We start from the raw sequence: 18,357 nt of genomic DNA, 5'->3' as shown, positions 1-18,357 counted from the left end.
CCAGACTAGACGCGACCACCGACAGTTGTCGTCACTACGTTCGATCGACTCACGTCCCGTCGCGGCACCAGACCGGTTGCGCCGAACCCACCCCCCGCAGGAGCCGGGTCACCAGAGCTGGCGCACCTCCTGCGGCCACCCGCACGCCTCCGCGATGCGCCCCGCCCAGGTCCGCGCCGCCTGGTCGTCGGCGACGTCGACGATCGTCAACCCACCGACCCGCTGCTCGTGCGGTGCGTACGCGCCGTCGCGCACGACCAGCGAGCCACTCGTCGCGTCGGCGTGCGCCGCCCGGGCGTCGTCCTCGACCAGCCCGCCGGCCACGACGAGCTCCCCCGCCGCCCGGATCTCCTCGACGACGGCCGAGGCCAGCGGCCCGCGGCTCTCGAACCACTCCGCTGGGTGGTCGCCCACCCACTGCTGGTTGAAGTAGATGACGTACTGCGGCACGAGTGCTCCTCTGGTCGACGTCCGGCGTGCGCGGGGACTGACCGGCTCCGACGTCCGGACTCATCGCAGCACACCGGCGCCCCGCGGTCGTCGGCCGTTTTCCACGGCTCGACTCGGGGCACGGCGACACCGTGACGAACCCGAACGGCCACCCGCCCGACCTCCCCGCCGACGTCCGCCTGTGGATGGACCGCGCCGCCGCGGACGAGCCCACCCCCTGGGACGAGATGGGCGTGGAGTGGACCGAGGACGGCGCCCCCGGCGCGACGTTCGACCACGCCTACCTCTCCGAGGACGAGCTCGCCGCCAACGCCGACCTCGCCGCGAACGTGCGGGCGATCAACGAGACCGCCGCCCTCGTGCACTGGGTGCTCGGGACCGACGAGGACCAGGTCGTCGGCTACTGGCGCGGCCCGGAGGCGACCCCGCTCGCCGAGGCGCCCCTCGTCCTCTACGGGTCGGAGGGCCAGTTCGAGCTGGTCGGTGCGCGCTCGGTCACCGAGTGGTTGGCCCTCGAGTCCACCGAGCACGGCGACGACGACTGGGACGACGTCGTCGCGGCCTGCCGCGAGGCGGGCGTGACGGGCGAGCTGCGCGGGATCGAGGAGTGGCAGGTGCCCGAGGTCGCGGTGGGCCCGGCCGACCTCCACCAGCAGCGCTACCGCGCCCACCTCGGTCAGGCCGGCTGACACCCGCCACGCACGACGCCCCCGACCCGTCGTATGTGACGGGCCGGGGGCGCCGGGTGGATCGGGCGGACCGGGCAGGTCAGCCCTTCAGCGCGTAGTCCTTGAGGAGCGCGCGGCCGATGATCATCTTCTGGATGTCGCTGGTGCCCTCGCCGATGAGCATGAACGCGGCCTCGCGGTAGAGGCGCTCGATCTCGTACTCCTTGGAGTAGCCGTAGCCGCCGTGGATGCGGAAGGAGTCCTGGACGACCTCGTTGCAGTACTCCGCAGCGAGGTACTTGGCCATGCCGGCCTCGACGTCGTTGCGCTCGCCGCGGTCCTTGATCCGGGCGGCCTTGACCATCATCGCGTGCGCGGTCTCGACCTTGGTCGCCATCTCGGCCAGGCGGAAGAGGATGGCCTGGTGGTCGGCGATCTGCTTGCCGAAGGTCTCGCGCTGCTGGCTGTAGGCGATGGCCAGCTCGAAGGCGCGGTTGGCGATGCCGCAGGCGCGGGCGGCGACGTTGACGCGGCCGACCTCGACGCCGTCCATCATCTGGTAGAAGCCCTTGCCGCGCTCCCCACCCAGGATCTGGTCGCCGGAGACGCGGTGGCCCTCGAAGACGGCCTCCGTCGTGTCGACGCCCTTGTAGCCCATCTTGTCGATCTTGCCGGGGATGGTCAGGCCGGGGGCGACCTCGCCGAAGCCCGGCTCCTTCTCGACCAGGAACGTCGTCATGTTGCGGTAGACCGAGTCGGCGCCCTCGTCGGTCTTGACCAGGGTGGCGACCAGGGTCGAGGACCCACCGTTGGTCAGCCACATCTTCTGGCCGTCGATGACCCAGTCGTCGCCGTCCTGGACGGCCTTGGTCTTGGTCGCCGAGACGTCGGAGCCGAGGCCCGGCTCGGACATGGAGAAGGCCCCGCGCACCTCGCCGGTGGCCATCCGGGGCAGGTAGCGCTGCTTCTGCTCCTCGGTGCCGTGGCGCATCAGCATGTAGGCCACGATGAAGTGGGTGTTGATGACGCCGGAGACGCTCATCCAGCCGCGCGCGATCTCCTCCACGCACAGGGCGTAGGTCAGCAGGGACTCGCCGAGGCCGTCGTACTCCTCGGGGATCATCAGGCCGAAGACGCCGAGCTCCTTGAGGCCGTCGACGATCTCCTGGGGGTACTCGTCGGCGTGCTCCAGCTCGGTGGCCACCGGGATGATCTTGTCCTCGGTGAACTGGCGCACCGCCTTCAGGATCTGCTGCTGGTCCTCGCTGAGGCCTTCGGTCTGGCAGAGGCGGCCCATCGTGAAGCCTTTCGGTTCGGTGGCGTCTGGACGTGCGGGGGTGATCCGGTTACCGGTCGGTAGCCAAATCTAGCGCCGACCCAGCCTTCTCATCATGCCCCGTGACGATGCTCACGGCACGGATCTCGTACGGCGACGCACGGCGACCAGCGGGCCCGGCGGTCGTCCCGGCCGGGACGTGCCGCCGCCTCGTCCCTATAGTTGCTCGCCAGCCCGGCGCGGACCCCACGACCGGCGAGCGCGGCGACGACGGGAGGACGAGTGGCCATGGCGAGCACGCCGGTCTCCGACGTCCGCGTCGACGACGAGGGCATCCGCTTCACCACCGCCGCCGACGACCAGCCCGTCGACGTGCTCTTCGACGGCCGCCGCATCGGGTCGTTCTGGACCGTGCGCGACACCGCGGAGGCCGGCGGCGCCCGGCTGTGGGCGTGGCCCCGCAGCCTGCGGCCCAAGCTGCACGGCCGCACCGAGCTCGCCCTCGGCGTCCACGGCGGGGACGCGCCGCTGTGGGCCCGCGAGGTGTCCCTCGGCGAGGGCGCGGGGCGCATCGCGGTGGTCGACGCCAAGGGCAACCCCCTCAGCCTCGACAAGAGCCAGCGGCTGGTGCGGCTGTTCGACTCGCGCAGCCCGGAGTTCCTCGCCCCCCTGCTCGACACGATGGAGGAGGTCGTCGGGGCCCTCCAGGACGCCGGGATCGAGCCCTTCCTCGCCTACGGCACGCTGCTCGGTGCGGTGCGCGAGGGCGGCTTCATCGGGCACGACTCCGACGTCGACCTCGGCTACGTCAGCCGGCTCGACCACCCCGCCGACGTGATGCTCGAGTCCTACCGCCTCCAGCGCCACCTCGTCGCCCGCGGCTACTCCGTGCTGCGCTACAGCGGGGCGGCGATCAAGATCATCGTCACCGAGCCCGACGGCACCCTGCGCGGGCTCGACGTGTTCGCCGGGTTCCTCCGCGAGGGGCGCCTCTACCTCATGGGCGAGGTCGGCACCGCCTACCGCAGCGAGTGGGTCTTCCCGCTGACCGAGGTCGAGATGGCCGGGCGCACCTTCCCCGCCCCCGCCGTGCCGGACCGGCTGCTCGAGGCGATGTACGGCCCGAGCTGGCGGGTGCCCGACCCGGCCTTCAAGTTCGAGACGCCGTCCGGCGTCGTCCGCCGGCTCAACGGGTGGTTCCGCGGCACGCGGCACCGCCGCGAGTCGACCTGGGACCCCTACTGGGGCCAGGACCGCGCCCTGACCCGCACCACGGCGAGCGCGCTCGTGAAGTGGGTCCACCACCACGAGCCCGCCGACCGCACCCTCGTCGACGTCGGGTGCGGCACCGGCGCCGACGTCATGTACGCCGCCCGGCGCGGCCGGCCGGCGTACGGCCTGGACTACGTGCCGCGGGCCTTCGGACCGCTGGCCGCCCGCGCGGAGCGCAAGGGGTTCCCGGCGACGTTCTGGCCGACCAACCTCACCGAGGTGCGATCGGTCGTGGCCGCGGCGGCGGCGCTGCGCAGCCTGCCGGGGCAGAAGGTCGTGGTCGCGCGCCACCTCGTCGACTCGACCAGCGCGCTCGGGCGCGACAACCTGCTGCGCCTGTCCCGCACGGTGCTCACCGGCGGCGGCCGCCTCCACGTCCAGGTCCTCTCCGCACCCGGCCCCGCCGGCACCCTCGCCGGCCTGCGTCCGGTCGACGTCGACGCCTTCTGCGCCGAGGTCGCCCGCCACGGCGGTCACGTGGTGCAGCGCACCGACGGTGACGTCGACGGCCGCCGGCTCACCGCCACCCCCGCCACGCCCGCCCACCTGAGCCGATTGGTCGTCGAATGGAACTGAAGGCCCGCCAGCTGCTGACCTCCCCCGCGCGGTTGCGGCGTCGGCTCGACGAGCTCGAGGCCGAGGTGCAGGAGGCCCGCCAGCTCAACCTCCGCGTCGCCGAGCTCGTCGACGCGGTCACCGAGCTCCTCGTCCCGCTCGCCGACAGCGACGACCCCCGGGTCGCGGAGATCATCGAGCGCTACCGGCTCGGCGTCAGCACCGAGGGCCACCGGGCCCGCTGACCCGCGAGCCCTCCACGATGCTCGACCGCGCCTACCTCCACATCGGCCAGCCGAAGACCGGCACGACCTACCTGCAGGACGTCGTCTGGGGCAACCGCGACCTGCTGCTCCGCGACGGGCTCGTCCTGCCGGGCCGCGGGCACCGCGAGCACCTCTGGGCCGCGCTCGACGTGCAGGAGCGCGGGGGCCTGGCCCGCCGCCACCCCGAGGCGCCCGGCAGCTGGGAGCGGTTGTGCCGCGAGCTCGACGAGGTCGAGGGCGGCGCCGCGCTGGTCACGCACGAGTTCTTCTGCGGCGCGAGCGCGGAGCAGGCCAGGTCGGCCGTCGAGCGCCTGCCGGCGCACGAGGTGCACGTGGTCGTCACCGCCCGCGACGCCGCCGGGCTGCTCGCCGCCGGGTGGCAGGAGATGGTCAAGAACGGCGGCTACCGCAACCTGCGCTCGGTCGCCGACGACGACAGCCACTCGGAGTTCTCCTGGCGCACCTGGGACCTCGGTGGCGTCCTGGAGCGGTGGGGCCCGACGGTGCCGCCCGACCGGGTCCACGTGCTCCCGATGCCCGCCCCCGGCTCGCCGCCCGACGACCTGTGGCGCCGCTTCGCCGACGTCCTCGGCGCCACCGGTGACGACTACGACGTGCCCGAGCGCCCCGCCAACCCCTCCCTCGGCGTGGTCGAGGCCGAGCTGCTGCGCCGCATCAACATGCACCTGGAGGGCTTCGACACGCCGTACGACCGCGGCACCTGGATCCGGGGCTACCTGGCCGAGCGGCGGCTGCGCGACCTGCGGCCCGACAGCGAGCGGGTGTCCCTGTCGCCGCGCCTGGCCCGCGAGTGCGCCGAGCGGAGCGCGCGGGCCGTCGCCCTGGTCCGCGAGCGGGGCTTCGCCGTTCACGGCGACCTGGACCAGGTGCTCGGTCCGCAGCAGCCGGCCGCCGGCCGCACGCCCGGCCAGGTCGCCGACGACGAGCTGCTCGACGTCGCGACCCGGCTCCTCGCCGTGCTGCTCGGCGACGTCCGTGACCTGGGGCGCGAGGCCGGGCGCCGCCCCGACGACGTCGGTGCCGACGCGGGTGCCGACGAGGGTGCCGACGGGGGTGCCGACGACCGTGCCGGCGGGGCCGAGGACGCCCGACGACCGCCCGGCGGTGAGCACGACCGCGGGCCCGACGGGCACCCGGACGCCGGCACGACCCCGGCGCCGGACGCCGAGACCCCCACCGGCATCGCGGCCCCCGGCGCCCTCGCCCGTCGCCTGGCCGCGCGGGTCCGACGCCGCCGGTAGCCCCGGTGGTCGGGTGCCCGACCCGTCCGGCGCGTCTTGCGGCGTCGAGACCATCGACGGGCCGGTCCAGGGTTATCGTTTGCCGGTGAACCCGGCCTCCCTCCCCCGCCGCCCTCGTGACGGTCGTCCGACCAGGCTCCGTCGAACCTCTCTCCCGGTGGTCGTCGCCACGGTCTCGCTCGGCCTCGTCGCCACGGTCGCGCCGCCCACCGTGGCCGCCGCGCCGACCCGCAGCCTCACGGCGGCGGCCGCCGTCGCCGAGGGCGCCACCCCCCTCACCACCGCTCGCCTCGACGGCCTCGCGCAGCCCCGCGCGGCCGTCAACGGCAAGAAGCGGCGCTGGGCGGGCTGGAAGCCCCGCGAGGGCGCCTCGTTCAACATCCCGCGCAGCTCCGCGGCCAACGAGTACCGCAACGAGGCCCGCATCATCGAGGCCATCAACCACGCGCGGAAGAACTCCACCATCAAGATGGCGATGTTCTCCTTCGACCGCAAGCCCGTCTCCGACGCGCTGATCCGGGCCTACCGCAAGCGCAACGTGACCGTGCAGGTCATCGTCAACGGCCACGAGAAGCCCGGCGCCCAGGTCGACCTGCAGCGGGCGCTGGGCGCTCGCTACAAGAAGAAGCCCAAGCCCAAGAACCCCGCGCGGCGCAACAGCTTCTTCTACCAGTGCGTCTCCTCGTGCCGCGGCCACTTCGACGTCCAGCACAGCAAGTTCGTGCTGTTCACCCAGACCGGGGCGGCCAAGAACGTCACCATGGTCGGCTCGCTGAACATGAAGGCCAACGGTGCGGTCAACCAGTTCAACGACCTGCTGGTGCTGAACAAGGCGCCGGGGCTCTACGGCTCCCTCGACAAGACCTTCCAGCAGATGAAGCAGGACAAGGTCCTGCGCAACCCGCTCAAGCACGAGGTCTTCGGCCGCTACGAGCTGTGGACGATGCCGTTCGCCCGCCAGAAGGGCGCCACCCCCAAGACCGAGTGGCGCATCGGTCGCGACCCGATCATCAAGCTGCTCAACCGCATCAAGTGCACCGGCGCCCGCACCGACAGCGGTCGCACGATCGTCCGCGTCAACATGCACGCCTGGGACGGCGAGCGCGGCCTCGCCCTGGCCAAGCGCTTCCGCCAGCTGTACGCCGACGGCTGCGACGTCAAGCTCATGGTGGGCTTCGCCGGCCGCCAGGCCCGCGAGGTCTTCGGCCAGCGCACCAAGCGGGGCTTCGTGCCGATGCGCAGCACCGGCTACGACACCGACGGCGACCTCGAGATCGACCTCTACAGCCACACCAAGATCCTCACGGTCAACGGCAACATGGCCGGCAAGCGCGACCGCAAGCTCGTGGTGACGGGGTCCAGCAACTACCAGAACGGCGGCCAGTACGGCGACGAGCTGGTCCTGGCCATCAACAGCGCCAACCTGTACCGGCAGTACGCCGACAACTGGGGCTACGTCTACAAGAACCACACCCACGGCTTCTCCTTCAACGGCGGCGCCTCGCGGGTCACGCCCGACGGCCGCACGGTCGTGGTCAAGCCCTACCTGTACGACGGCCTCGGCATCGACAGCGAGGAGTGGCGCGACCAGTGACGCCTGACGACGGCGGGCTGCCCCGGTCCGGGGTCGGCCCGCCCTCGTGCGTCCGGGCCCGCGACTCCTAGGATCCCGCCGTGATCGTCACCGTCAGCACCGTCAAGGACACGCTGCCCAACATCCAGCGGTTCGTGGAGGGCAACCTGGCCGGCGGCGCCGACCACCTGGTCGTGTTCCTCGACCAGGGCGGCAACCGGGCGGTCGAGTCCTGGCTGGACTCGCGGCCCGAGGTCACCGCGGTGGTCACCAACACCGCCTACTGGAACAACAACCGTCCCCACCTGCTCAACAAGCGGCAGCGGGTCAACGCCAACGTCGCCAAGGCGGCCCTGGCCTTCTCCCCGTGGGCCGACTGGCTCTTCCACGTCGACGCCGACGAGGTGGTGCGCATCGACCGCGCGGCCCTCGACGCCGTCCCCGCCCACGTGCGCGGCGTCGTGCTGCGCCCGCTGGAGGTGGTGAGCGTGCTGCACCCCGACGGGGAGCCGCGGCAGTTCAAGCGGCTGCTGGAGCCCGACGAGCTCGACCTGCTGCACCAGCTCGGCGTCCTCGCCGAGCCCACCAACTCGCGCTACTTCCGCAGCCACGTCATCGGCAAGGTCGGCATCCGGCCGCGGCTCGACGTCTGGCTGGGCATCCACAAGGCCGTCAACCGCGACGACGAGCGGATCTTCGTCAAGCCCGACCCCGGCCTGCGACTGCTGCACTACGAGTCCTACTCGGGCGACGACTTCGTGCGCAAGTGGACCAACATGGTCAGCTCGGGCCCCAAGATGCACTTCGGCGAGCACCGGCAGGTCCTGGCCGACGGGCTCAAGACGCTCGTCGAGGGCGACCTCCCGCCGGAGACGAAGGCGCGCTACCTCGAGCGGGTCTACCGCACCTACATGGAGGACCCGGTGGCCGACCTCGACCGGCTCGGCCTCCTGGTCGAGGTCGACGTGCGGCGCCCCACCCACACCCCGACGCCGCTGCCCGACGCCGATCGCGCCCTGCTGCGCGAGCGGCTCGACCTGCTCCGCGACGTCGACAAGCTCCTCTTCATCCCCGACAGCCCCGACGCCGAGACGCTCGGGCCACGGCTGCGCGACCTGTACGGCGCCCGCCCGGTCCGGCCGACGCGCGCCGAGCAGGGCCGCCGCCGGGTACGCCGCGTGGTCGATGCCGTCCGCTCGCGCTCGGGTCGTTGACGCCGGCGACCTCGGCGTGCCCTAGCTCGGGCAGTACCAGAAGGCGCCCTTGCGCGTGATCCGCGAGACGCAGCCCTGTCGGTCGGCGACGCCCGGCAGGTTGGCCGTCGCGGTGATCATCGGGTGGTCGGAGAGCTTGCGGTCCTCGGTCTGGTAGTCGGTGAGGAACCCGGTCCACGTGAGGTCGCGGGTGCCCCAGATCCAGTCGACGTTCATCTGGCGCGGGGTGAAGCACTGCCCGCCCTCGTCCTTGGCCCCGTCGGCCGAGACCATCCCGCTCTGGGCGGCGAAGGGGCAGGCGAAGGCGCCCCGGTCGTTCATGTCACCGGTGATGACGACCGGCGTGCCGTCGGCGCTGAGGCGCCGGGAGAGGTCGGCCTCGATCGCCAGGGCCCGCGCGCGGTTGCCGGCCTCGTTGCCGCCGATGTTGGCGGGGTTGTGGTAGTTGCCGAACCAGACCCGCCGCCCGGTCTCGCGATGCTCGAGCAGCACGTGCGGCATCTCGCGCGGCCGGCCGCCGAAGTACGGGATCTGGCTGGTCTCGGCCTGGACGAGGGTCCACTCGGCCTGCCGCCAGATGATCGAGTTGTCGGCCGCGAGCTCCCCGAGCTGCAGGCCCGGGAAGATGCCCCAGGTGTCGCCGGTGCGCCCGAGCAGGCCGCTGATCTGCGGGCCCTGCGACTCCTGCAGGCCCGCGACCGAGACGCCCTTGGCGTCCAGGAGCTCGATCTGGCCGCCGAGCCGGGCCTCGGCGCTGCCGAAGCCGCGCCGGGCACCGGGTCCGCGGGTGTGGCTCGCCCCGAGGATGTTGAACGAGGACACCACGAACGACAGGGACTCGACCTCGCGCGTGGGCACCCGGGTCTTGCCCTTGCGGGCCATGGCCTCGTCGACGTCGGCCAGCTTGGCGAGCTTGATGGCCGGGGCCTGCTGGCCCATCGGGCGCGGCGTCGGGGCGGGCGAGGCGGTCTCAGTGGCCTGGGTGGTCTCACCGGCCGAGGAGGTGGAGGTCGACCCGGCGGCGGGCTCGGCAGCGCCGCCGCCACCGCCACCGCCACCGCCACCACCGTCGGAGCGCTGCGACCAGACCACGATGGCCAGGCTGGCCAGGACCAGCACGCCGACCAGGGTCAGCGTGGCGACGGCCTCGCGGGTGGCCCGAGGGGTGCGGTGCGACGGCTCCTGTCCCTCGTCCGGCGCGTCCACCCGGCGATGGTAGACGGTGGGGCCGGGCCACCGGACGAGGACCACGCAGCGGGTGCGGCCCCGGGTGGTTGAATCGGGGCGCACCGACCGGCACGGGTCGGGCCCCACGACCGCCGGGAGGACGACGCATGAGCAACGGCCCCACGCGCGTGTACGTCGCGCGGCTGGTCGGGCTCCCGGTCTTCGACCCGCGCGGTGACCAGGTGGCCAAGGTCCGCGACGTCGTCGTCACCGTGCGCGCGGAGCGCAGCCAGCCGCGGGTGCTCGGCCTCGTGGCCGAGGTCTTCGGCCGGCGCCGCATCTTCGTGCCGATGACCCGGGTGACGGGCATCGACAGCGGGCAGGTCTACACCACCGGCCTGCTCAACGTGCGCCGCTTCGAGCAGCGCTCGACCGAGACGCTGGTCGTGGGGCAGGTGCTCGACCGCCAGGTCACCATCCCCGGGCCCCAGGGCCGGATCGCCGCGACCGTGCAGGACGTCGCGATGGAGCAGGGCCGCACCCGTGACTGGGTGCTGAGCCGGGTCGCGGTCCAGGAGCCGGGTCGGGGGCTGCGCCGCCGCGGCCAGACCCACGTCGTGGAGTGGCGCGACGTGGAGGGCCTCACCCGCACCGACCCCGACAGCCAGGGCGCCACGGCGCTGCTGCACGCGCTCCAGGAGATGCGGCCCGCAGACGCGGCGACGATGCTGCACGAGCTGCCGCCCGAGCGTCGTGCGGCGGTGGTCGCCGCGCTCGACGACGAGCGGCTGGCCGACGTCCTGGAGGAGCTGCCCGAGGACGACCAGGTCGAGATCCTCGAGCGCCTCGACTCCGAGCGGGCCGCCGACGTGCTGGAGGAGATGTCGCCCGACGACGCGGCCGACCTCATCGCCGACCTGCCGCCCGAGACGGCCGAGATCCTCCTCGACCTGATGGAGCCCGAGGAGGCCGAGGACGTGCGGCGGCTGATGTCCTACGTCGAGGACACCGCGGGCGCGATGATGACGCCCGAGCCCGTCATCCTCGGCCCCGACGCCACCGTCGCCGACGCCCTGGCCCACGTGCGCAACCCCGACCTCACGCCGTCGCTGGCCGCCCTGGTCTACGTCTGCCGCCAGCCGCTGGAGACCCCGACCGGGCGCCTCATCGGCGTGGCCCACATCCAGCGGCTGCTGCGCGAGCCGCCGTCCTCGCTGGTCGCGGGCGCGCTCGACGACGCCCTCGAGGCTCTGCCTCCCGAGGCCTCGATCGACGAGGTCGCGGCCCACCTGGCGACGTACAACCTCGTGGCGGCGCCGGTGGTCGACGAGGACGGGCACCTGCTCGGCGCGGTCACCGTCGACGACCTCCTCGACCACATGCTCCCCTCGGGCTGGCGCGACCGGGCGCTGCGCGACGACGCCGGGAGCCGGCGTGGCTGAGCGCGAGCGGCACGAGCGCCAGGACCGGCGCGAGCGGCTCGACCTCCCCCGCGACCCGCGGCGCGCCCTGGTGCGGCGCCCGGCCTACGACTCCGACGCCTTCGGCGTCTTCGCCGAGCAGTTCGCCCGCTTCATGGGCACCGCGACGTTCCTGGCCTACATGACGCTGTTCGTGGTGGTCTGGGTCGCGGCCAACGTGCTGCTGCCCGGGTCGGCCCGGTGGGACGGCTACCCCTTCATCTTCCTGACCCTGATGCTCAGCCTCCAGGCGTCGTACGCCGCGCCGCTGATCCTGCTCGCCCAGAACCGCCAGGAGCAGCGCGACAAGGTGGTCGCCGAGCAGGACCGGCAGGCCAACGCCCGGGCGCACGCCGACATGGAGTTCCTGGCCCGCGAGGTCGCCTCGCTGCGGATGGCCGTGGGCGAGGTCGCCACGCGCGACTACCTGCGCTCCGAGCTGCGCTCGCTGCTGGCCGACCTCGACGAGCGGGTCGAGGAGGCGACGCGGCGGGCGCTGGAGGGCCGCGGGGCCTCCCACGACGGGCCCGACGACCGGCCACCGCCGCCCGGCTCCTGACTCCCGGCTCCGCCCCGGCGTGTGTGCTCGCTCTCACAGCGCCGTCGGCCCCCGGCGCGCCGCGGCGGCCCCCGTAGACTCGGGGCACCATGACTTCTCCCACCCGTGAGCAGCTCGATGCCGCCCTGGCGACGGTCAACGACCCCGAGATCAAGCGCCCCATCACCGACCTCGGGATGGTCGACACCGTCGAGGTCGACGACGCCGGCGTCGTCCACCTCACCGTGCTGCTGACCGTGGCGGGCTGCCCGCTCAAGGACACCATCAACCGCGACGTCACCGCTGCCCTGGAGCGCGTGCCCGGCGTCACCGGCGTCGACCTCACCCTCGGCGTGATGACCGCCGAGCAGCGCACCGGCCTGCGCGAGACCCTGCAGGGCGGCCAGGCCCAGCGCGAGATCCCCTTCTCCCAGCCCGGCAACCTGACCAAGGTCTACGCCATCGCCAGCGGCAAGGGCGGCGTCGGCAAGTCCTCGGTCACCGTCAACCTCGCGCTCTCGCTGGCCCAGCAGGGCCTGAAGGTCGGGGTCGTCGACGCCGACATCTACGGCCACTCGGTGCCGGCGATGCTCGGCGTGGCCGACTCGCGGCCCACCCAGGTCGACGACCTGATCATGCCCGTGCCGACCCCCTCGGGCGTCTCGGTCATCTCGATCGGCATGCTCAAGCCGCGCCGCGACCAGGTCGTCGCCTGGCGCGGCCCGATGCTCGACCGGGCGCTGGTGCAGATGCTCAGCGACGTGTTCTGGGGCGACATCGACGTGCTGCTCCTCGACCTGCCGCCGGGCACCGGCGACATCGCGATCTCCCTCGGCCAGCACCTGCCGGGCGCCGAGGTGGTCGTGGTGACCACGCCCCAGGAGGCCGCCGCCGAGGTCGCCGAGCGTGCCGGCACGATGGCCTCGATGATGCACCAGCGCGTCGTGGGCGTCGTGGAGAACATGAGCTACCTGCCCTGCCCCCACTGCACCGCCGAGGGCAAGGAGCACCGGCTCGAGGTCTTCGGGTCCGGCGGCGGCGACCGGGTGGCGACCACGCTCGGCCAGCGCTTCGGCTACGACGTGCCCGTGCTCGGCCGCATCCCGCTCGACATGTCGCTGCGCGAGGGGGGCGACGCCGGCAAGCCGATCGTCGAGTCCGACCCCACGGCGCCCGCCGCGAAGGAGCTCACCCAGGTCGCCACCCGCCTCTCCGGCCGGGGACGGGGCCTGGCCGGCATGCAGCTGGGTCTCACCCCCACCAGCAAGTTCTAGGCTGATCGCGTGTTCGGGATCGGGCTGCCGGAGCTGACCGTCATCGCGCTGGTGGCGGTCATCGTCTTCGGGCCCGACAAGCTGCCCGACCTGGCCAAGCAGGCCGGGGCGATGGTGCGCAAGCTCCGCGAGTTCGCCAACACCGCCCGCGACGACCTCCGCGAGGAGCTCGGTCCCGAGTACGCCGACCTCGAGCTGCGCGACCTCGACCCCCGCGCCATCGTGCGCAAGCACATCATCGAGGCGATGGAGGACGCCGGCGACGAGGCCGCGACCGTCCAGAAGCGCGAGAGGCCGCTGCGCGAGGGCGAGCGGCCGCCGTTCGACCTCGAGGCGACCTGAGCCGGACCCCACCGTCCCGCTAGCGGGAACTAGCTGCCGCCAGGCCCTCCAGCGCGACCAGGCCCACCCGGGGCGGGTCGCCCTCGAGCACCTCCACGAAGTCCGCACCCACCCGGCGCAGCGTCCCGTCGTGGCGGCCGCCGTCGAGGCGGTGCAGCACGCACCGCTCCCCCGCGTCGGCCAGCCGCCGCAGCGCCGAGCCCACCCCGAGCCGGGCCACCGCCGGCCAGGCCACCTCGGGCACGGCGCGGTCCGAGGTGCCGTCGACCGCAGCCAGCGCCGCCGTGCGCACCACCCAGTCCTGCGCCGCCCCGGTCAGCACCAGCCAGCCGTGCGCCACCCGGTCGAGCCGGCCCGAGACCACCCCCGGCCCGCGGACGTGCAGCACGACCTCCCGACCCACGGAGGCCTGCAGCCGGGCCGCCAAGGTGACCTCGCGGTACTCCGCCCGCGCGCGGTCGGCCAGCTCCAGCGTCCGCTCGGCGTCGTACATGCCGGCGGCCTGGGCCTCCAGATCGTCGAGGACGGCGAAGAGCTCCTCCTCCCACGACATGCGTCGAGCGTACAAACCCCGTCTTGTGGACGAACGGTTGACGCCCCACCCTTTCGGGCGTCAAATGGTGCAAACGCACGCAAACACAAGAGTTGGTCTTGGGATGACAACGACGATGCGCTGCCTCCTCGTCTGGGCAGTGGCCACCCTGGTCGCGGGCACGGTGGCGGCCTGGGCCGTGGCCCCGGCCCGCGAGGGCGCCGCCCGCGCGTTCGACGACGCCGTCGTCGCCGGCGCCGGCTGGGTCCTGGCCGCCTGTGCCCTGTGGGCGTGGGTGGTGTGCACCGTGGTCGTGGTGCAGGCCGTGCGCCGGGCCCCGGCGCCGTCCCTGCCCGGCGTCCCTGCCTGGGCCGTCCGGGGCCTCCTCGCGGCCTGCGGGGTCGCCGCCCTCACCACCGCCCCCGCGCACGCGACGTCGGTCGACCTCGGGCCGGCCGGCACGGGGGTCGCCGCTGCCACCGCCGGCCGGTCGGCCACCTCGACGGCCGACCTCGACGGACTGCCGTTCCCCGATCGCGCCGTGGGTCCCGCCCACGCCCGCCGTGCTCCCGTCTCCGAGGTCGTCGTCCGTCCCGGCGACAGCCTGTGGGCCATCAGCGAGGGGCTGCTCGGTCCCGAGGCAGCAGTGGCCGATGTCGCCCACGCCACCGACGACCTCTACCGCGCCAACCACGTCGCCGTCGGCGACGACCCCGACCTCATCCACCCCGGGCTCCGACTCCGGACGCCCGACCACCTCCAGCACCCGAAGGAGTCGTGACCCTGATGACCGCCACCGTCGACGACCTGTTCCACCGCAACGTCGTGCCCCTCCGGGTCCCCGTGCCCGTGGCCGCGACCCAGGGCACGCTGGCGCTCGCCCTGCAGCCGCGGCTCGACCCGCCCGAGGTGCCCGACCGCCCCCTGGCCTCGGTGACCCGCGTCGAGGAGCGTCGGCGGCACGAGGTCGAGGCCTGGGCCCACCGGTTCGTGCAGGCGGCCGTCGAGATCGTCGGGGGCGACCGGCCGAGCAGCCAGCTGCTGCGCCACTGCGACCGCGACGTGCACGCCGACCTCGACCGCCGCGCCGTCCTCGTCGCCCGTGCGGGCGGGCACGTCCCCGGCACCGGCCGGCACCAGCCCGTGCGACCGCGCGTCCGCTCGGTGCACGTCAGCCTGGTCTCCCCCGAGGTCGCCGAGACCTCCGCCCACGTGCGGTACGGCGACCGCTCGCGTGCCGTCGCGGCACGCTTCGAGCGGCGCGACGAGCGGTGGCTGTGCACCGCCCTGGAGTTCGCCTGACCCGAGCCGCCTGAGCAGCACGAAGCGAGGAACGAGCTGCCTGCGTGGGCTCAGGCGGGTCGATCAAGCGTGCGACCGAGGCACGAGGTCGCAACCGCGCGTCGAGACCACCGCAGCCGGGTCTCGACACCCCAGCACGGGTCCGGCACCGAGACCGGCTCCGGGCCTTCGAGGCTCGTGGTTGCGCTCCTCGCACCTCAGCCAGCGCGCAGGCCCGAAAAAGCACGCTGACCCGTCGTGGACGACGGGTCAGCGTGGAGGTGGAGCGGTCAGCCGATGCGGGCGGTGACCCCGGTGGGACCACCGGGGGCGCCGTGGCACTGCTTGAACTTCTTGCCCGAGCCGCAGGGGCACTTGGCGTTGCGGCCGACGCCGGCGTACTCGTCGTCGGCGGTGGTCACGGTGCCACCGGTCTCCTCGACCTCGTTGTCGCCGTCGATGCTCGGGGCGGAGGTGCGCAGGTTGCTCGGGATGGACTTCTTCTCCAGCCCCTTGGCCTTGATCTGCGGCGCCTGCTTGGTGAGCGTGGGCGCCTCGGCCGGCTGCGGCTCCGAGGGGAGCTCGCGACGCAGCGGCTCCTCGACCGTGCCGTCAGCCCCGTCGGCCCCGCCGCCGGCGATGCCGAACGGGTCGTAGGTGCCGTCGTCGTCCGCCTCGGGCTCCTCCTCGACCTGGACCTCGAGGTTGAACAGGAAGCCGACCGCCTCCTCCTTGATGCCGTCCATCATGGCGGCGAACATGTCGAAGCCCTCGCGCTGGTACTCCACCAGCGGGTCGCGCTGGCTGTAGGCGCGCAGGTAGATGCCCTCGCGGAGGTAGTCCATCTCGTAGAGGTGCTCGCGCCACTTGCGGTCGAGCACGGAGAGCAGCACGCGGCGCTCGAGCTCGCGCATCACCTCGGGGCCGACCTCGGCCTCGCGGGCGTCGTAGGCCTCCTGGGCGTCGAGCTGGAGCCGCTTGACCAGCTCGTCCTTCTCCAGGCTGCCCTGGGTGCCCCCGACCTCCTCCACGAGGTCCTCGTGGGAGACCGACACCGGCCAGAACTGGCGCAGGTCGGTCCAGAGCTGGTCGAGGTCCCACTCCTCGGAGAAGTCCTCGAGCGAGCCGCGCACGGTGCCCTCGACGACGTCGTCGACGAACCCGCGGACCTGCTCCTCGATGTCGGCGCCCTCGAGCACCTCGCGCCGCTCGCCGTAGATCACCTTGCGCTGGCGGTCCATGACGTCGTCGTACTTGAGGACGTTCTTGCGGGACTCGAAGTTCTGCGCCTCGACCTGGCCCTGGGCGTTGGCGATGGCGTTGGTGACGCGCTTGTTCTCGATCGGGACGTCGTCGGGGATCTTGAGCATCGTCAGCACGCGGTCGACCCACTCGGACTTGAACAACCGCATCAGCTCGTCCTGCAGCGACAGGTAGAACCGGGACTCGCCCGGGTCGCCCTGACGGCCGGAACGACCACGCAGCTGGTTGTCGATGCGCCGCGACTCGTGGCGCTCGGTGCCGACGACGTAGAGGCCGCCGAGCTCGCGGACCTCGTCGTGCTCGGCCGCCACCTGCTCGCGGATCTTCTCGACGGTGTCGGGCCACGCGGCGTCGTACTCGTCGGCCGTCTCGCCCGTGGGCTCCAGGCCGCGCTTGCGCAGCTCCTGGTCGGCGAGGAAGTCGACCGAGCCGCCGAGCATGATGTCGGTGCCGCGACCGGCCATGTTGGTGGCCACGGTGACCGCGCCCTTGTGGCCGGCGAGGGCGACGATCTTGGCCTCGTCGGCGTGGACCTTGGCGTTGAGGACCGAGTGCGCGACGCCGCGCTCGGTCAGCTGCTCGGAGAGGTACTGGGACTTCTCGACCGAGACGGTGCCGATGAGGACCGGCTGGCCCTTCTCGTGGCGCTCGACGATGTCGTCGACGACGGCGTCGTACTTGGCCTCCTCGGTGCGGTAGACGAGGTCGGGCTGGTCCTGGCGGACCATCGGCTTGTTGGTCGGGATCGGGACCACGCCGAGGCTGTAGATCTTGTCGAACTCGCTGGCCTCGGTCATCGCCGTGCCGGTCATGCCGGAGAGCGTGTCGTAGAGGCGGAAGTAGTTCTGCAGCGTGATGGTGGCGAGGGTCTGGTACTCCTCGCGGACCTGCACGCCCTCCTTGGCCTCGATGGCCTGGTGCAGGCCGTCGTTGTAGCGGCGGCCGGCCAGCATGCGGCCGGTGTGCTCGTCGACGATGAGCACCTCGCCGTTCATGACGACGTACTCCTTGTCGTTGCGGAACAGCTCCTTGGCCTTGATGGAGTTGTTGAGGAACGAGATGAGCGGGGTGTTGACCGACTCGTAGAGGTTCTCGATGCCGAGGTGGTCCTCGACCTTGGTGATGCCCGGCTCGAGGACGGAGATGGTGCGCTTCTTCTCGTCGACCTCGTAGTCCTCGTCGAGGACGAGCTTGGCGGCGATCTTGGCGAACTCGTCGTACCACTTCACCTCGTCCTGGGTAGGACCGGAGATGATCAGCGGCGTGCGGGCCTCGTCGATGAGGATCGAGTCGACCTCGTCGACGACGGCGAAGTTGTGGCCGCGCTGGACGCACTCGTCGATCGAGCCCGCCATGTTGTCGCGCAGGTAGTCGAAGCCGAGCTCGTTGTTGGTGCCGTAGGTGATGTCGCAGCTGTAGGCCTCGCGGCGCTCGGCCGGGCGCATCGACGGGAGGATCACCCCGACCGAGAGGCCGAGGAAGTGGTGGATGCGGCCCATCTGCTCGGACTGGAACTTGGCCAGGTAGTCGTTGACCGTCACGACGTGCACGCCCTTGCCCGACAGGGCGTTGAGGTAGGACGGCAGGGTCGCGACGAGGGTCTTGCCCTCACCGGTCTTCATCTCGGCGATGTTGCCGAGGTGCAGCGCCGCGCCACCCATGACCTGGACGTCGAAGGGGCGCATGCCGGTGACCCGGCGCGAGGCCTCGCGGATGGTCGCGAACGCCTCCGGCATGATGTCGTCGAGCGTGGCCCCGTTGGCCAGCCGCTCCTTGAACTCCGCCGTCATGCCCTGGAGCTCGGCGTCGCTCATCTTCTCGAACTCGGGCTCGATCGAGTTCACGGCCTTGGCGATGGCCTCGAGACGTCGGAGCGTCTTGCCCTCGCCGATGCGGAGGAGCTTGTCGATGATGGCGGGCACGTGGGTGGACTCCCTGCACGTCTCGGGTGTGGCGGGCGCGGC

General features: G+C 72.6%; 17 protein-coding genes. 12 read left to right on the top strand and 5 right to left on the bottom strand.

Annotated elements, in window-relative coordinates; genetic code table 11:
- Window positions 1-108: 108 nt before the first annotated feature.
- On the bottom strand, window positions 109-450 hold the full coding sequence (locus FJQ57_RS05815) for a YciI family protein (RefSeq protein WP_139978220.1): 342 nt from the start codon (window positions 448-450) through the stop codon (window positions 109-111).
- A gap of 131 nt (window positions 451-581) precedes the next feature.
- Here FJQ57_RS05815 and FJQ57_RS05810 point away from each other — a divergent pair, with 131 nt between their 5' ends.
- A complete protein-coding gene (locus FJQ57_RS05810) occupies window positions 582-1,139 on the top strand; it encodes a hypothetical protein (protein WP_139978219.1) in 558 nt (185 codons plus the stop codon).
- A gap of 79 nt (window positions 1,140-1,218) precedes the next feature.
- On the opposite strand, the gene FJQ57_RS05805 is transcribed toward FJQ57_RS05810, so the two are convergent.
- Entirely contained in the window at window positions 1,219-2,415 is a 1,197-nt protein-coding gene (locus FJQ57_RS05805; protein WP_139978218.1) for an acyl-CoA dehydrogenase family protein, read from the bottom strand.
- 267 nt (window positions 2,416-2,682) lie between these two features.
- On the opposite strand from FJQ57_RS05805, the gene FJQ57_RS05800 reads away from it, so the two are divergent.
- The 5 genes from FJQ57_RS05800 to FJQ57_RS05780 all read left to right on the top strand — a co-directional run bounded on the left by FJQ57_RS05800 (window position 2,683) and on the right by FJQ57_RS05780 (window position 8,536).
- Window positions 2,683-4,242, top strand: a complete 1,560-nt coding sequence (locus tag FJQ57_RS05800) for a class I SAM-dependent methyltransferase (protein ID WP_139978217.1) — start codon at window positions 2,683-2,685, stop codon at window positions 4,240-4,242.
- Entirely contained in the window at window positions 4,233-4,466 is a 234-nt protein-coding gene (locus FJQ57_RS05795; protein WP_139978216.1) for a DUF6752 domain-containing protein, read from the top strand. The genes FJQ57_RS05800 and FJQ57_RS05795 overlap by 10 nt, the downstream gene beginning before the upstream one ends.
- 17 nt (window positions 4,467-4,483) lie before the next feature.
- A complete protein-coding gene (locus tag FJQ57_RS05790; protein ID WP_139978215.1) occupies window positions 4,484-5,749 on the top strand; it encodes a hypothetical protein in 1,266 nt (421 codons plus the stop codon).
- 157 nt (window positions 5,750-5,906) lie between these two features.
- Window positions 5,907-7,343, top strand: a complete 1,437-nt coding sequence (locus tag FJQ57_RS05785) for a phospholipase D-like domain-containing protein (RefSeq protein ID WP_139978214.1) — start codon at window positions 5,907-5,909, stop codon at window positions 7,341-7,343.
- An 80-nt stretch (window positions 7,344-7,423) separates the two neighbouring features.
- On the top strand, window positions 7,424-8,536 hold the full coding sequence (locus FJQ57_RS05780; protein ID WP_139978213.1) for a glycosyltransferase family 2 protein: 1,113 nt from the start codon (window positions 7,424-7,426) through the stop codon (window positions 8,534-8,536).
- A 21-nt stretch (window positions 8,537-8,557) separates the two neighbouring features.
- Here FJQ57_RS05780 and FJQ57_RS05775 read toward each other — a convergent pair whose 3' ends face one another.
- Window positions 8,558-9,742, bottom strand: a complete 1,185-nt coding sequence (locus tag FJQ57_RS05775) for an exonuclease/endonuclease/phosphatase family protein (protein WP_139978212.1) — start codon at window positions 9,740-9,742, stop codon at window positions 8,558-8,560.
- A 128-nt stretch (window positions 9,743-9,870) separates the two neighbouring features.
- On the opposite strand from FJQ57_RS05775, the gene FJQ57_RS05770 reads away from it, so the two are divergent.
- From FJQ57_RS05770 to FJQ57_RS05755, 4 genes are all read left to right on the top strand, one after another.
- Complete coding sequence (locus tag FJQ57_RS05770; RefSeq protein ID WP_139978211.1) at window positions 9,871-11,145, top strand: magnesium transporter MgtE N-terminal domain-containing protein; 1,275 nt, start codon at window positions 9,871-9,873, stop codon at window positions 11,143-11,145.
- Window positions 11,138-11,722, top strand: a complete 585-nt coding sequence (locus FJQ57_RS05765; RefSeq protein ID WP_139978210.1) for a DUF1003 domain-containing protein — start codon at window positions 11,138-11,140, stop codon at window positions 11,720-11,722. The genes FJQ57_RS05770 and FJQ57_RS05765 overlap by 8 nt, the downstream gene beginning before the upstream one ends.
- A gap of 89 nt (window positions 11,723-11,811) precedes the next feature.
- Window positions 11,812-12,975 (top strand): Mrp/NBP35 family ATP-binding protein, encoded by a 1,164-nt coding sequence (locus tag FJQ57_RS05760; protein ID WP_139978209.1) that lies wholly within the window; start codon window positions 11,812-11,814, stop codon window positions 12,973-12,975.
- Between the two features lie 9 nt (window positions 12,976-12,984).
- On the top strand, window positions 12,985-13,317 hold the full coding sequence (locus FJQ57_RS05755; RefSeq protein WP_139978208.1) for a sec-independent translocase: 333 nt from the start codon (window positions 12,985-12,987) through the stop codon (window positions 13,315-13,317).
- Window positions 13,318-13,336: 19 nt separating this feature from the next.
- Here the strand turns inward: FJQ57_RS05755 and FJQ57_RS05750 are convergent, their stop codons facing one another.
- Window positions 13,337-13,870, bottom strand: a complete 534-nt coding sequence (locus tag FJQ57_RS05750) for a hypothetical protein (protein ID WP_139978207.1) — start codon at window positions 13,868-13,870, stop codon at window positions 13,337-13,339.
- Between the two features lie 103 nt (window positions 13,871-13,973).
- Between FJQ57_RS05750 and FJQ57_RS05745 the strand changes: the two genes are divergently transcribed.
- A complete protein-coding gene (locus tag FJQ57_RS05745) occupies window positions 13,974-14,630 on the top strand; it encodes a LysM peptidoglycan-binding domain-containing protein (RefSeq protein WP_139978206.1) in 657 nt (218 codons plus the stop codon).
- A gap of 5 nt (window positions 14,631-14,635) precedes the next feature.
- Window positions 14,636-15,151: an Rv3235 family protein gene (locus FJQ57_RS05740; RefSeq protein WP_246081680.1), complete on the top strand. Its 516-nt coding sequence runs from the start codon at window positions 14,636-14,638 to the stop codon at window positions 15,149-15,151.
- A 269-nt stretch (window positions 15,152-15,420) separates the two neighbouring features.
- Here the strand turns inward: FJQ57_RS05740 and secA are convergent, their stop codons facing one another.
- A complete protein-coding gene (secA, locus tag FJQ57_RS05735; protein ID WP_139979085.1) occupies window positions 15,421-18,315 on the bottom strand; it encodes a preprotein translocase subunit SecA in 2,895 nt (964 codons plus the stop codon).
- Window positions 18,316-18,357: the final 42 nt, after the last annotated feature.

The organism is Nocardioides litoris (assembly GCF_006346315.1).
GTDB lineage: Bacteria > Actinomycetota > Actinomycetes > Propionibacteriales > Nocardioidaceae > Nocardioides > Nocardioides litoris.
Note: the sequence above shows the minus strand (reverse complement) of the source record. Positions and strands in the feature narration are given on the sequence as shown.

What these genes read in the sequence shown, in the direction of transcription:
- FJQ57_RS05805 (WP_139978218.1), bottom strand. Translation starts at nt 2,415, where the DNA reads ATGGGCCGCCTCTGCCAGACCGAAGGCCTCAGCGAGGACCAGCAGCAG.
- FJQ57_RS05800 (WP_139978217.1), top strand. Translation starts at nt 2,683, where the DNA reads ATGGCGAGCACGCCGGTCTCCGACGTCCGCGTCGACGACGAGGGCATC.
- FJQ57_RS05795 (WP_139978216.1), top strand. Translation starts at nt 4,233, where the DNA reads ATGGAACTGAAGGCCCGCCAGCTGCTGACCTCCCCCGCGCGGTTGCGG.
- FJQ57_RS05790 (WP_139978215.1), top strand. Translation starts at nt 4,484, where the DNA reads ATGCTCGACCGCGCCTACCTCCACATCGGCCAGCCGAAGACCGGCACG.
- FJQ57_RS05770 (WP_139978211.1), top strand. Translation starts at nt 9,871, where the DNA reads ATGAGCAACGGCCCCACGCGCGTGTACGTCGCGCGGCTGGTCGGGCTC.
- FJQ57_RS05760 (WP_139978209.1), top strand. Translation starts at nt 11,812, where the DNA reads ATGACTTCTCCCACCCGTGAGCAGCTCGATGCCGCCCTGGCGACGGTC.
- FJQ57_RS05750 (WP_139978207.1), bottom strand. Translation starts at nt 13,870, where the DNA reads ATGTCGTGGGAGGAGGAGCTCTTCGCCGTCCTCGACGATCTGGAGGCC.
- FJQ57_RS05745 (WP_139978206.1), top strand. Translation starts at nt 13,974, where the DNA reads ATGACAACGACGATGCGCTGCCTCCTCGTCTGGGCAGTGGCCACCCTG.
- FJQ57_RS05740 (WP_246081680.1), top strand. Translation starts at nt 14,636, where the DNA reads ATGACCGCCACCGTCGACGACCTGTTCCACCGCAACGTCGTGCCCCTC.